At 48.7% G+C, this 14,505-nt stretch carries 12 protein-coding genes; 7 read left to right on the top strand and 5 right to left on the bottom strand.

The features are described 5' to 3' along the window. Positions 1-131: 131 nt before the first annotated feature. From gshA to ACTHUG_RS10445, 7 genes are all read left to right on the top strand, one after another. Positions 132-1,490: a glutamate--cysteine ligase gene (gene gshA, locus ACTHUG_RS10475; RefSeq protein WP_440386642.1), complete on the top strand. Its 1,359-nt coding sequence runs from the start codon at positions 132-134 to the stop codon at positions 1,488-1,490. A gap of 101 nt (positions 1,491-1,591) precedes the next feature. Then, on the top strand, positions 1,592-2,662 hold the full coding sequence (corA, locus tag ACTHUG_RS10470; RefSeq protein ID WP_440386643.1) for a magnesium/cobalt transporter CorA: 1,071 nt from the start codon (positions 1,592-1,594) through the stop codon (positions 2,660-2,662). 117 nt (positions 2,663-2,779) lie between these two features. Then, complete coding sequence (locus ACTHUG_RS10465; protein ID WP_003746615.1) at positions 2,780-3,262, top strand: acyl-CoA thioesterase; 483 nt, start codon at positions 2,780-2,782, stop codon at positions 3,260-3,262. A 127-nt stretch (positions 3,263-3,389) separates the two neighbouring features. Continuing rightward, the gene (gyrA, locus tag ACTHUG_RS10460; RefSeq protein WP_440386644.1) at positions 3,390-6,161 is read left to right on the top strand and encodes a DNA gyrase subunit A; all 2,772 of its coding nucleotides are present in this window, start codon (positions 3,390-3,392) and stop codon (positions 6,159-6,161) included. Between the two features lie 64 nt (positions 6,162-6,225). Continuing rightward, positions 6,226-8,067: an excinuclease ABC subunit UvrC gene (gene uvrC / locus ACTHUG_RS10455; RefSeq protein ID WP_440386645.1), complete on the top strand. Its 1,842-nt coding sequence runs from the start codon at positions 6,226-6,228 to the stop codon at positions 8,065-8,067. 27 nt (positions 8,068-8,094) lie between these two features. Then, positions 8,095-8,844, top strand: coding sequence for a type I 3-dehydroquinate dehydratase (aroD, locus tag ACTHUG_RS10450; RefSeq protein ID WP_440386646.1), 750 nt, complete (start codon positions 8,095-8,097; stop codon positions 8,842-8,844). Positions 8,845-8,979: 135 nt separating this feature from the next. Next, positions 8,980-9,549 (top strand): acetate uptake transporter, encoded by a 570-nt coding sequence (locus tag ACTHUG_RS10445; protein WP_440386647.1) that lies wholly within the window; start codon positions 8,980-8,982, stop codon positions 9,547-9,549. A 77-nt stretch (positions 9,550-9,626) separates the two neighbouring features. On the opposite strand, the gene yfaE is transcribed toward ACTHUG_RS10445, so the two are convergent. The 5 genes from yfaE to nrdA all read right to left on the bottom strand — a co-directional run bounded on the left by yfaE (position 9,627) and on the right by nrdA (position 14,137). After that, positions 9,627-9,926 (bottom strand): class I ribonucleotide reductase maintenance protein YfaE, encoded by a 300-nt coding sequence (yfaE, locus tag ACTHUG_RS10440; RefSeq protein ID WP_003686421.1) that lies wholly within the window; start codon positions 9,924-9,926, stop codon positions 9,627-9,629. Positions 9,927-9,987: 61 nt separating this feature from the next. Next, a complete protein-coding gene (locus ACTHUG_RS10435) occupies positions 9,988-10,365 on the bottom strand; it encodes a DUF6979 family protein (RefSeq protein ID WP_440386648.1) in 378 nt (125 codons plus the stop codon). Positions 10,366-10,440: 75 nt separating this feature from the next. Next, positions 10,441-11,574: a class Ia ribonucleoside-diphosphate reductase subunit beta gene (nrdB, locus tag ACTHUG_RS10430; protein ID WP_155811698.1), complete on the bottom strand. Its 1,134-nt coding sequence runs from the start codon at positions 11,572-11,574 to the stop codon at positions 10,441-10,443. A 21-nt stretch (positions 11,575-11,595) separates the two neighbouring features. After that, entirely contained in the window at positions 11,596-11,760 is a 165-nt protein-coding gene (locus tag ACTHUG_RS10425) for a hypothetical protein (protein ID WP_161799802.1), read from the bottom strand. A 97-nt stretch (positions 11,761-11,857) separates the two neighbouring features. After that, positions 11,858-14,137: a class 1a ribonucleoside-diphosphate reductase subunit alpha gene (nrdA, locus tag ACTHUG_RS10420; RefSeq protein WP_440386649.1), complete on the bottom strand. Its 2,280-nt coding sequence runs from the start codon at positions 14,135-14,137 to the stop codon at positions 11,858-11,860. Positions 14,138-14,505: the final 368 nt, after the last annotated feature.

Below are 14,505 nucleotides of genomic sequence, written 5' to 3'. Positions count from 1 at the left end.
TATTAAAAATTAGACAAATTGTAGAATTGTTGACAAAAAGATGCATTTTATCTGAAAGAATGCTTGTCGAAATGCACTAAAAAGTTCTATCATTCTCACTTAATATCCACATTTACCAAGAGGTATAGAGAATGAAATTACCGGTTCTGGCTCCTGAGTACCTGACTCAATTTCAGGAATTCGAGAGAAAAATTCTTGCCAATCATGCCAAAATCGAAGCATGGTTTCGTTCGCACTGGAACGAACACCGTCCGCCGTTTTATGGTTCGGTTGACATCCGCAATGCCGGTTACAAAATTTCATCTATCGATATGAATTTGTTTCCGGGTGGCTTCAATAATTTGAATCCAAATTTTATCCCGCTGGCGGCGGTTGCCGCGCAAGATGCGGTACAGCGCGCCTGTGAAACGGCAAAATCCGTATTGATTATTCCTGAAAACCACACACGCAACACATTCTATCTGCAAAACGTTTACGCGCTTAGCGAGATTTTGCGTTCGGCAGGGTATGAAGTCCGTTTGGGCAGCCTGAATCCGGAAGTTACCGAGCCGACTGAGTTTGAAACCGCGTTGGGCGATAAAATCCTGCTGGAACCTTTATTGCGTACCCGCGAGCGTGTCCACCTTGCCGACGGTTTTTCGCCTTGCGTTGTTTTGTTGAATAACGACTTGTCCGCCGGCGTTCCCGATATTCTCAAAGGCATCAGCCAAACCGTATTGCCTCCATTGCACGGCGGTTGGACGACGCGCCGTAAAACTGAGCATTTCGGCGCATACAACCAAGTTGCCGCCGAATTTGCCAAGCTGATTGACATCGACGAATGGCAAATCAATCCTTATTTTGAAAAAATCGGCGGTTTGGATTTCCAAGAGCGCGAAGGCGAGGACGCATTGGCAGGCGCGGTAGAGCGCGTATTGGCGAAAATTCAAGCCAAATACGATGAATTGGGTATTTCCGACCAGCCTTTTGTGATCGTCAAAGCCGACGCAGGCACTTACGGCATGGGCGTGATGAGTGTTAAATCCGCCGATGAAGTGCGCGGATTGAACCGTAAAAACCGCAATAAAATGGCAAAAGTCAAAGAAGGTTTGGAAGTCAGCGAAGTCATTGTCCAAGAAGGTATTTATACCTATGAAACCATAAACGGCGCCGTCAGTGAACCTGTCGTGTATATGATGGACCGTTTCGTTATCGGCGGTTTCTTCCGTGTGCACGAAGGACGCGGAGCGGACGAAAACCTCAACGCCGGCGGCATGGTGTTCGTCCCGCTGTCCAACAGCATTCCCACCGGCAGCGGCGACAACTCCCAAGAAGCCCCCGAAGCCTGCAAACGCGTATTCGAACAATGGGACTCGCTCGGTATGCCGCGCTCCGAAAAAGACTGCGACGTGGATAACGAACACAACCGCCTTTACGTTTACGGCGTAATGGCACGCTTATCCTTGCTCGCCGCCGCATTAGAGTTGGAACAAACAGCGCCTCAAGCCTAATAAAGCATTAATCAATGTCATCAGGCCGTCTGAAAATCAGTTTTCAGACGGCCTTTTATGTCTGTACAATCCATTCAAACCAATAAACATGATTTCTTTTTATGAATAAACCAGCCAATCCTGTTGAGACAAACGACAATCTGCAAGAGCAGGCCATGCAGCGCAGCAACACGGACAATGCGCCGCGTTCCGCCATCCACCAAACCTTATATTCCGCCGATACCTTTGTTCAGCATGATTATCTTGCCGGAAAGGCTTTGCCCGATATTGCACGCCCACAAGAAGGCCAAATCAACTGGCTGCATTTTGTCGGCATCAATGATGCTGCTTTGCTCAAACACGCGCTTGAGCCTTACGGCATCCATGAGCTGGTTATTGAAGACATTCTCAGCCGCAAGCAGCGCCCGAAAATCGAAGACTACGGCAACTATGTGTTTACTGCCGCACAGGTTTACCATTACACCACCACAGGCAAGCTCCATTCCGACCAAGTGTATGTGATTATCGGCAAAGATTTTGTGTTGTCTTTCCAACAAAAACCGCTGGGCTTGTTCAGCCATCTCCGCCGGCAGATGCATGAAAATCCGCACAATATTTTGAACAAAAATACGGCGTTTCTTGCTTATTGCCTGCTCGACCGTATTGTGGACGACTATTTTATCGTCCTGGAAGAGTACAACAACCGCGTCGAAGTCATAGACAAATCCTTGTTTAAAAACGAAAACAGCGACATTCTCGGCAAAATCCACCGACTCAAGCGCGATGCCGTTCGTCTACGGCGCACGCTTTTGCCATTGCGCGATGTGTTTTACCAGCTGGCCGTACGCGGCGATTTCGCCATTTTCAAAGGAGAATCAACCGTTTATCTGCGCGACGTGTACGACCACAATATGCAGCTTATCGAATCGCTTGATGCCTCTCGAGATATGGTGTTGAGCATGATGGACATTTATCTTTCCTTCCAATCCAACCGCATGAACCAGCAAATGCGCGTGTTGACGGTTATTACCATCATCTTCATGCCGCTGACCGTCATCACCGGCATCTACGGCATGAACTTCGACAATATGCCCGAGCTGCATTGGCATCACGGCTATTTCATGGTTTTGGGTGTGATGCTGTGCATCATTATCTGCCTGTTGATTTTCTTCTCTCGTAGAAAATGGCTATGACCAGGTGCGGCAGATTGAATTTTTCCACTCAAAAACGGTAGAATCAAAATTCCTACAAAACATGCCGTCTGAAATAACAGGCGGCCTTAAAAACAAACCACTTCAAGAGGTCAAACCATGGAACAAGCACGCCAACTTCCTTCTCACGAACTTATCATGTCCGAGCTGATGATGCCGGATACGGCAAACTTCAGCGGCAACGTCCACGGCGGCGAATTATTGCGCCTGCTCGACCAAGTCGCTTATTCCTGCGCCAGCCGATACAGCGGCAACTACTGCGTTACCTTGTCTGTCGATAAAGTTTTGTTTAAAGAGCCTATCCATGTCGGTGAACTGGTAACCTTTTACGCCAGCATCAATTACACCGGACGCACTTCTATGGAAGTCGGCATCCGCGTTGAAGCGCAAAACATCCGCACCGGCGAAGTTCGCCATACCAACAGCTGCTACTTCACCATGGTTGCCGTTGAAGACGGCAAGCCGGTTGCCGTGCCGCCATTGGAAATCAATACACCGCGCCAACGTTGCCGTTATGAAAAGGCCAAAAAACGCAAAGCGTTGAGCCTTCAGGCTTCCAATGAAGTTTCTTGCAGCCTTTAAATGATTGCTTAGAAAGAATAAAGGCCGTCTGAAACCCTGTTTCAGACGGCCTTCACGCAAAAGCCATAAACTGCTTGTTTTGTGGTAGAATCAACAAGATTTTTGCCATACGAAATTACAGATAATCATGACCGACGCAACCATCCGCAACGACCATAAATTTGCACTTGAAACCCTGCCTGTCAGCCTTGAAGACGAAATGCGCAAGAGCTACCTCGATTACGCCATGAGCGTGATTGTGGGTCGAGCCCTGCCGGATGTCCGCGACGGTCTCAAGCCAGTACACCGCCGCGTGTTGTACGCGATGCACGAGTTGAAAAACAACTGGAATTCCGCCTATAAAAAATCGGCGCGTATCGTCGGCGACGTTATCGGTAAATACCATCCCCACGGCGATACGGCCGTTTACGACACCATCGTCCGCATGGCGCAAGACTTCTCCATGCGTTATGTGTTGATCGACGGTCAGGGCAACTTCGGTTCCGTTGACGGATTGGCCGCGGCGGCCATGCGTTATACCGAAATCCGCATGGAAAAAATTTCCCATGAAATGTTGGCGGATATTGAAGAAGAAACCGTCAATTTCGGCCCCAACTATGACGGCAGCGAACATGAGCCGCTGGTATTGCCGACCCGTTTCCCCGCGCTGCTAGTCAATGGTTCGTCCGGTATTGCCGTCGGTATGGCAACCAATATCCCGCCGCACAATTTGGGCGATACCATCAATGCCTGCCTGCGCTTGTTGGACGAGCCTGAAACAGAAATCGACGAGCTGATCAACATTATCCAAGCGCCCGATTTCCCGACCGGCGCGACTATTTACGGCTTGAGCGGCGTGCGCGAAGGCTATAAAACCGGCCGCGGCCGCGTGGTCATGCGCGGTAAAACCCATATCGAGCCTATCGGCAAAAACGGCGAGCGCGAAGCCATTGTAATCGATGAAATCCCATATCAAGTAAACAAAGCCAAGCTGGTTGAGAAAATCGGCGAATTGGTACGCGAAAAAACGCTGGAAGGCGTATCCGACCTGCGCGACGAGTCCGACAAATCCGGTATGCGTGTCGTAATCGAATTGAAACGCAATGAAAATGCCGAAGTCGTTTTGAACCAACTCTACAAACTGACCCAGCTGCAAGACAGCTTCGGTATCAACATGGTGGCCTTGGTTGACGGCCAGCCGCGTTTGCTGAACCTGAAACAAATCCTGTCCGAATTCCTGCGCCACCGTCGCGAAGTCGTTACCCGCCGTACCCTGTTCCGCCTGAAAAAAGCGCGTCATGAAGGTCATATTGCCGAAGGTAAAGCGGTGGCCTTGTCCAATATCGACGAAATCATCCGTCTGATTAAAGAATCTGCCAATGCGCCGGAAGCTAAAGAAAAATTGCTGTCCCGCCCATGGCGCAGCAGCTTGGTTGAAGATATGCTCAGCCGCACGGATTTAGACCTGCAAATGATGCGCCCGGAAGGCTTGCCAGAGAATTTGGGCCTGCACAGCCAAGGGTATTACCTGAGCGAATTACAAGCCGATGCCATCCTGCGCATGAGCCTGCGCAACCTGACCGGCCTCGATCAGGAAGAAATTGTCGGCGAATATAAAAATCTGATGAGTAAAATCATTGATTTCGTGGATATTCTTTCCAAACCTGAACGCGTTACCCAAATCATCCGCGAAGAATTGGCAGACATTAAAGCCAACTTCGGTGACGAGCGTCGCAGCGAAATCAATCCATTCGGTGGCGACATTGCCGATGAAGACCTGATTCCGCAACGCGAAATGGTCGTTACCCTGACTCATGGTGGCTACATTAAAACCCAGCCGACCACCGATTATCAGGCGCAGCGTCGCGGCGGCCGCGGTAAGCAGGCAGCGGCCACCAAAGACGAAGACTTTATCGAAACCCTGTTTGTTGCCAATACGCATGATTATTTGATGTGCTTTACCAATTTGGGCAAGTGCCATTGGATTAAAGTGTACAAACTGCCGGAAGGCGGCCGCAACAGCCGTGGTCGTCCGATTAACAACGTTATCCAATTGGAAGAAGGCGAAAAAGTCAGCGCGATTTTGGCCGTCCGCGAGTTCCCGGAAGACCAATACGTCTTCTTCGCCACTGCACAAGGCATGGTGAAAAAAGTCCAGCTGTCTGCGTTTAAAAACGTCCGCAGCCAAGGTATTAAAGCCATCGCACTTAAAGAAGGCGATTACTTGGTCGGCGCAGCGCAAACCGGCGGTGCGGACGATATTATGTTGTTCTCCAACTTGGGCAAAGCCATCCGCTTTAACGAATATTGGGAAAAATCTGGCAGCGACGAAGCAGAAGATGCCGATATCGAAACCGAAAATGAAGATTCAGACGGCCTGGATGATGAAAATGCCGAAAACGCATTGCCAAGCGGCAAACACGGTGTCCGTCCGTCCGGTCGCGGCAGCGGCGGCCTGCGCGGTATGCGCCTGCCGGCCGATGGCAAGATTGTCAGCCTGATTACTTTCGCTCCTGAAGCCGAGCAAAGCGATCTACAAGTATTGACCGCTACGGCAAACGGCTATGGCAAACGTACCCCGATTGCCGATTACAGTCGTAAAAATAAAGGCGGCCAAGGCAATATCGCCATCAATACCGGCGAGCGCAACGGCGATTTGGTTGCCGCCACTTTGGTCAGCGAAACCGACGACCTGATGCTGATTACCAGCGGTGGCGTCCTGATTCGTACCAAAGTTGAGCAAATCCGTGAGACCGGCCGAGCTGCCGCAGGCGTGCGTCTGATTAATCTGGATGAAGGCGAAACCTTGGTCAGCTTGGAACGCGTGGCTGAAGAGGCTGAAGATGAAGCCGCTTTAGAAAGCGATGCAGCTGAAAACCAAGTGGTAGAAGCTGAAGATACTCCGTCTCAAGAATCTTAAACGTCAATGAAAAAGGCCGTCTGAAAAGTTTTCAGACGGCCTGCTTATTCCAAAAGAAAATCCCGTGAGCGCAACCGAACCGTTCGATTTACCTCTTTTCCTGAAAAATCTGCCCAATCTGCCGGGCGTGTACCGTTTTTTTGACGAAGACAACAATGTTTTGTATGTCGGCAAAGCGGTCAATCTCAAGCGGCGCGTTTCCAGCTATTTCCAAAAAAACGACCATTCGCCGCGCATCGCATTGATGGTAAAACAGGTTCACCATATCGAAACCACCATCACGCGTTCCGAAGCCGAAGCGCTGATTCTCGAAAACAACTTCATCAAAGCCCTGTCGCCGAAATACAATATCCTTTTCCGCGATGACAAAAGCTATCCTTATTTGATGCTCAGCGGCCATCAATATCCGCAAATGGCGTATTACCGCGGCACGCTGAAGAAACCCAACCAATATTTTGGTCCGTATCCCAACAGCAACGCCGTGCGCGACAGCATTCAAGTGTTGCAAAAAGTATTTATGTTGCGTACCTGCGAAGACAGCGTGTTTGAACACCGCGACCGTCCTTGCCTGCTTTACCAAATCAAACGCTGTACCGCGCCTTGTGTCGGCTACATCAGCAAAGAAGAATATCGCGACAGCGTGCGTGAAGCCGCGACTTTCCTCAATGGCAAAACCGACGAACTGACGCGTACCTTGCAACACAAAATGCAAACCGCCGCAGCGAATCTGCAATTTGAAGAAGCTGCCCGTTACCGTGATCAAATTCAAGCGCTCGGTATCATGCAGAGTAATCAGTTTATCGACAGCAAAAATCCGAACAATCCAAACGATATCGATTTGCTTGCGCTGGCGGTTTCAGACGGCCTGGTCTGCGTACACTGGGTCAGCATCCGCGGCGGACGGCATGTCGGCGATAAAAGCTTTTTCCCCGACACCAAAAACGACCCCGAACCAAACGGACAAGATTACGCCGAAGCCTTTGTCGCCCAACATTATTTGGGCAAAAGCAAACCCGACATCATCATCAGCAACTTTCCCGTTCCCGATCCGTTGAAAGAGGCTTTGGAAGGCGAACACAGCAAGCAGATGCAATTTGTCACCAAAACCATAGGCGAACGCAAAGTCTGGTTGAAAATGGCGGAACAAAACGCACAAATGGCGATTGCCCAACGCCGCCTGCAACAAAGCAGCCAGCAACACCGTATTGATGAACTGGCCAAAATCCTCGGCATGGATTCAGACGGCCTCAACCGCCTTGAATGTTTCGATATCAGCCACACGCAAGGCGAGGCCACGATTGCGTCCTGTGTTGTGTACGATGAGCAAAACATCCAACCCTCGCAATACCGCCGCTACAACATCACCACCGCCAAACCCGGCGACGACTACGCCGCCATGCGCGAAGTGTTGACGCGCCGTTACGGCAAAATGCAGGAAGCCGAAGCCAACGGCGAGGCCGTCAAATGGCCCGATGTCGTATTGATTGACGGTGGCAAAGGGCAAATCGGCGTCGCCGTATCCGTATGGGAAGAACTCGGGCTGCACATTCCTTTGGTCGGTATCGCCAAAGGCCCAGAGCGCAAAGCCGGCATGGAAGAACTCATACTGCCTTTTACCGGAGAAGTTTTCCGCCTACCGCCCAACAGCCCGGCTTTACATTTATTGCAAACCGTACGCGATGAATCGCACCGCTTTGCGATTACAGGCCACCGCAAAAAACGCGACAAAGCACGCGTTACTTCCTCACTCAGTGAAATCCCCGGTATCGGCAGCAAACGCCGCCAAGCATTGCTCACCCGATTCGGCGGCCTGCGCGGCGTAATTGCCGCCAGCCGTGAGGACTTGGAAAAAGTGGAAGGCATCAGCAAAGCCTTGGCGGAAACCATTTACGAGCATCTGCACTGATTGGCTTGAACAGCAAAAAGGAACAATATGAAACCTGTCATCATCAAAAATATCGAGATCGGCAAAGGTCTGCCTAAAATTGCCGTGCCGCTGGTGGCTGCCAATACGCAGGAATTGGCGCAGGCTTTGCGCATATTGAAAGAGACGGCTTTTGACATTATTGAATTTCGTGCAGATTTTTTTCAAGAAGCGCTTGATGCCGATTTTATTGCCGAGCAATTAGGCATTGCCCGACAGGCTTTTCCTGACAAGCCTTTGCTGTTTACGTTTAGAAGGGCGCAAGAGGGCGGCAATACGCCTTGTTCGGACGACTATTATTTTGAATTATTGGAAAAAATTATCTGTTCCAAACAAGCCGATATTATCGACATCGAGCTTTTTGCCGAGGAAGGCGGCGTAAAACAAACCATCGCATTGGCGCATGAGTATCAAACTGCCGCCTTGCTTTGCAATCACGATTTCCAAGCCACTCCGTCTTTGGCAGACATTACAGGCCGTCTGAAAACAATGGCCGAGTGGGGCGCGGATATCTGCAAAATTGCCGTGATGCCGCAATCGCCGCAAGATGTATTGACTTTATTGCAGGCAACATATGATGTTTCACAAATTATCGACCGCCCGATTATTACTATGTCTATGGGTAAAATCGGAGCCGTCAGCCGCTTGGCCGGCTCGACTTTCGGCTCGGCTGTTACCTTTGGTGCAGCACAAAAAACGTCGGCCCCCGGCCAAATTGATGCCAACGAATTAAGGGAAATCTTGGCAATTTTGGGATAGTTTAATTATTAATATTTAAGGCCGTCTGAAAAATATTTTTCAGATGGCCTGATTTTTTTAAATTTATTTCTTTTAATTTTAAATAAAACCTGTAACAATGGGTTTCCTATTTCTAATAACTAGAGGAGAAATAAAATGACTACTACTAAAGAAAACCTGGCGAACCCAGGTCCAGTAGGCCTGTGTGGCTTTGCATTGACAACTTGGTTGCTCAGTCTGATTAACGGCGGCATTTTTACTGCTCAAGAGGGTGTCGGTTTAGTTTTGGGCATGGCTCTCGCCTTTGGTGGTATCGCCCAAGTTATTGCCGGTATGTTTGAGTTCAAGAAAGGCAATACGTTCGGCTTTACCGCTTTTATCAGCTATGGCGCCTTCTGGTGGACATGGGCTTTGTTTACCATCTTTTTTAAAGGTGAAACTGCTGCCGCGTTTATCGGCTGGTATCTCTGCGCATGGGGTATGTTTTCACTGATGATGTTTGTGGCCACCTTGACCAAGCCTAAAGTATTGAGCGGTATTTTCTTTTGCTTGACGCTGACTTTCTTTGCTTTGGGTATTGGCGACGGTATGCAAAACCACAGCATCGTCCATATCGGCGGTTGCTTAGGCTTGGTAACTGCACTTGGTGCGTTCTACTTGGCAGCGGCAGAGGTCATCAACGAATCTTTCGGCCGTACTGTTTTGCCGGTTGGTGAGCGTAAATAAGCTTAACCATACAAAATGCCGTCTGAACAGTGGACATGAAATCAAGGATTTCAGCCACAATGTTCAGACGGCATTTTTTATTTGTCTTCAAATAAATCGACATCAAATAAATCCGGCTCTTTGATGCGCTCCCGACAATCGAGTTTGATGTCTTCAGTAACCCGACAGCAGCACGGCAAAATTTCTCCGGGCGCGACAAAAGCGAGCGGAAAATTATCATAAGAGACTTTCCCATCCAAGATTTTAACCCGGCATGAACCGCAATAACCGCTGCGACATTGGTATTCAACTTCGTGTCCAGTGCGCTCCAAGCCCTCCAATAAGGTTTCGCCTTGTTGGAGTTGGAAGGTTTTGTCGTGTGTGCTAATGAGTGCCATGTGTGTTTTAGGGCATAGAGGCCGTCTGAACAATGTTTCAGACGGCCTTAAATATATAAATTCAAATAATCAAGCCTTTTTCCCACAAGGCCAAAACGACATGAAGCTGGCTGTTATATTTTTTTTCATTACCCACAATTTCGCGCCAGAAAACGGATTTTTTCTGATTTGCCCATTCGGGATCATTTTTTAAAAGGCTGACCGCTGCAACGGCATATTCTCCGTTTTTGGAATGTTTGGTTTTGACTTTTTCCGGGTTGATTCCTTTAACCAACCCCGCACGACACAATCCCAAAAATGCATTCTTTGGGCATCCTTTTTTTCTAATTGACTCCTTGATGGGAAATGATGCCGCAATCTCTGTCCAAGTTTGTTCCATATCTTCATATTTAGAATATGATTCAGCTGCTTTTACCGCAATGTCGCCATAAATCTTCATTTTTGGTTATACCTTGAGGATTGAAAAGAGATTTTCAGACGGCCGGTTACGCCCAAAGGCCGTCTGAAACGCGGTTTACAGCTCGAAATCGCCCAAATCGTCCGCGCTGACTTCCGAATCAATCTGACCGATTAAGTAAGAAGAAATTTCCACTTCCTGCGGCGCAACCTGTACATTGTCAGAAGACAGCCATGCGTTGATCCAAGGAATCGGATTTTGGGTCGCACCTTCAAATCCGGCAGGAAGGCCAACCGCCTGCATACGCAGATTGGTAATGTATTCAACGTATTGAGCCAGAATTTCCTTGTTCAGGCCAATCATTGAGCCGTCTTTAAACAGATAGGCCGCCCATTCTTTTTCCTGCTCGGCTGCTTTTTTGAAGAGGTTGAAACACTCGTCCTGCAATTCATTCGCAATTTCAGCCATTTCAGGATCATCGGCACCAGCACGCATCAGGTTGAGCATATGCTGGGTGCTGGTCAGGTGCAGGGCTTCGTCGCGGGCAATCAGTTTGATGATTTTGGCGTTGCCCTCCATCAATTCGCGCTCGGCAAAGGCAAACGAGCAGGCGAATGAAACGTAAAAGCGGATGGCTTCCAATACGTTGACGCACATCAGGCAGAGATAGAGTTTTTTCTTCAACTCGCGCAAAGATACGGTAACGAGCTTGCCGCCGACATTGTGCGTGCCTTCGCCCAATAGATTGTAATACTGAGTGTATTCAATCAAATCATCGTAATAGCAGGCAATGTCTTCGGCGCGGGCGATGATGTATTTGTTTTGCACAATATCATCGAACACGACTGAAGGATCATTCACGATATTACGGATGATATGAGTGTAGCTGCGCGAGTGGATGGTTTCGCTGAAGCTCCACGTTTCAATCCAAGTTTCCAGCTCGGGAATAGACACCAAAGGCAAGAACGCAACATTCGGGCTGCGGCCTTGGATCGAATCGAGCAGGGTTTGGTATTTCAGATTGCTGATGAAAATATGTTTTTCGTGTTCGGGCAGATTGGCGTAGTCAATACGGTCGCGCGACACGTCGATTTCCTCCGGCCGCCAGAAGAAAGACAATTGTTTTTCGATCAGTTTTTCAAATACTTCGTATTTCTGCTGGTCATAACGGGCGACATTTACCGGCTGACCAAAAAACATCGGCTCTTTTAGCGCATCGTTTTTGGTTTTGGAAAAAGTGCTGTATGACATAGTTAAGTGTTCACAAGACATTTATTCTAAATCCTTGTCTTTATATAAATTTTTGACGGTTTTTCGGAAATTTTTATGACACAGAACATCTTTGAGCTGTTTGACTGAATAAATTAATACAATCGCAATCAAATATGTTACGTCTTTATTACGTCCTAAACTATCAATAATTGAAGGAATATCCATAAAACTCATATAGTTATAATGATGAATATCCTCCTCAAGAAGCCTAAATTTTAATTACAGACTTCCTGAAGAAGTTCTGTTAATAAAACTCTAGCCCTTAAATCTTACAAGCCCCACCAGCGCAGCCGTCATCCTGAATATCAGTCTGCGTATCGTCCGCACCATCGCGGGTGTTGTGGTAGTACAGGGTTTTGACACCGTATTTGTAGGCGGTCAGCAGATCTTTCAGCATTTGTTTCATGGAAACTTTGTTGCCTTCGAATTTACCCGGGTCGTAGGCGGTGTTGGCGGAAATCGATTGATCGACAAATTTCTGCATCACGCCGACAAGTTTCAGGTAGCCTTCGTTGCCAGGAAGCTGCCACAGGGTTTCGTAGGCATCTTTCAGGGTTTCAAATTCCGGTACGACTTGTTTCAAAATACCGTCTTTCGATGCTTTAACGCTGACCAAACCGCGTGGAGGCTCGATGCCGTTGGTGGCGTTGGCAATTTGCGAGCTGGTTTCAGACGGCATGAGTGCGGTCAGGGTAGAGTTGCGCAGGCCGTATTTGACGATGTCGGCACGCAGGTTTTCCCAGTCGTAGTGCAAAGGCTCGCTGCACACGGCGTCCAAGTCTTTTTTGTAGGTGTCGATAGGCAGTTTGCCTTGCGAGTAAACAGTTTGGTTGAAGAGCGGGCATGCGCCGTATTCTTTGGCAAGGTTCACCGATGCTTTGAGCAGGTAATACTGCATGGCTTCAAAGGTGCGGTGGGTCAGGCCGAGGGCAGAGTCGTCGCTGTAACGTACGCCGTTTTTCGCCAGATAGTAGGCGTAGTTGATGACGCCGATGCCGAGTGTGCGGCGGTTCATGGTTGCGGTGCGCGCGGCTGCAACCGGATAGTCTTGATAATCCAACAGGGCATCAAGTGCGCGTACGGTCAAGTCGGCGAGTTCTTCCAGTTCGTCCAAGTTGTTCAATGCGCCCAAGTTGAAAGCAGACAGAGTACACAGGGCAATTTCGCCGTTCGGGTCGTTGATGTTGTCCAGCGGTTTGGTTGGCAGGGCGATTTCCATGCACAAGTTGGACTGATGAACAGGCGCAACGCGTGGATCAAATGGGCTGTGCGTGTTGCAGTGGTCAACGTTTTGGATGTAGATACGACCGGTACCAGCGCGCTCCTGCATCAGGGTGGAGAACAGTTCTGTTGCCGGCAAAGTGCGTTTTCGGATGTTTGGATCTTGCTCGTATTGAGTGTAGAGGCGCTCGAATTCGTCTTGATCGGCGAAGAAGGCATCATACAAACCCGGAACTTCATTCGGCGAGAACAGGGTAATGTTGCCGCCTTTGATCAAGCGGGTGTACAGCAGGCGGTTGATTTGTACGCCGTAGTCCAGCTGGCGGATACGGTTGTCTTCTACGCCACGGTTGTTTTTCAATACCAACAGGCTTTCAGCTTCAATGTGCCACAATGGGTAGAACAAGGTTGCCGCGCCGCCGCGTACGCCGCCTTGCGAGCAGGATTTAACGGCCGCTTGGAACATTTTGAAGAATGGGATACAGCCGGTGTGTTGTGCTTCACCGCCACGGATTTCGCTGCCCAAGCCGCGGATACGGCCGGCGTTGATGCCGATGCCTGCTCGTTGGGAAACGTATTTCACAATCGCGCTGGTGGTGGCGTTGATGGAATCCAGACTGTCGTCGCATTCAATCAATACGCAGCTTGAGAATTGACGGGTAGGGGTACGCACGCCGCTCATGATAGGCGTAGGCAGCGATACTTTGAATGTGGAAACGGCGTCGTAAAAGCGTTTGACGTAATCCAAACGGGTCTCTTTCGGATATTTGCTGAAGAGACACATGGCCACCAAAATGTATAAGAACTGCGGCGTTTCATAAATTTGGCGGGTAACACGGTTTTGAACCAGATATTTGCCTTCCAGCTGTTTTACGGCAGCATAAGAGAAGGTCATATCGCGGCTGTGGTCGATATAGGCATTCAGCTCGTCAAACTCTTCGCGGCTGTAATCTTCGATGATGTGGCGGTCGTATTTGCCCGCATCGGTCAGTTTTTTAACGTGGTCGTAGAGGTGGGGCGGTTCGAATTCGCCGTAAGCGATTTTGCGCAGGTGGAAAATGGCGAGGCGGGCGGCCAGATATTGATAATCTGGCGTGTCTTGTGAGATCAGGTCGGCCGCGGCCTTGATGATGGTCTCATGGATGTCGTCAGTACGGATACCGTTGTAAAACTGAATATGTGATTTGAGCTCGACTTGCGATACGGAGACGTTTTGTAAGCCTTCCGCCGCCCAAGTAACAACACGGTGGATTTTGTCTAAATCGATATCTTCCAAGCGTCCGTCGCGTTTGGTTACTTTAATATTCGTTGCTGCATTCATTATTCAGTCTTCCCATTAAAAAACACAAGATACGGTATTTGATTGCTTTGAACGGCACAATATAATGTATTTTTCTTTGTTTAACTAGACTTGACAATGCGCTTTTTTCGGGGGTTGATTAAAGAGGGGAATGGCTCAGGCTAGGTTTTATGTGGGTTTGTGGCGGTCAGGCATTATTTTGTGTTTGCATCACATTTGTTCAAAATTTTTCTAGAGGCTTATGAAATAAAGAGATTTATATTCAGATTTCGTCTAAATGGAAGGTGTGTTAAATTTTGCAAAGCAAGTAGTATGATGTAGTAATTAACCACATTTTTTGTCATATAAAAAATGGGCGTTTTGCCGGTACCCAGGCGAAACATATAATG

Origin of the sequence: Neisseria sp. P0022.S009 (assembly GCF_051956675.1) — a bacterium.
In the GTDB taxonomy this organism is placed as follows: domain Bacteria; phylum Pseudomonadota; class Gammaproteobacteria; order Burkholderiales; family Neisseriaceae; genus Neisseria.
Note: the sequence above shows the minus strand (reverse complement) of the source record. Positions and strands in the feature narration are given on the sequence as shown.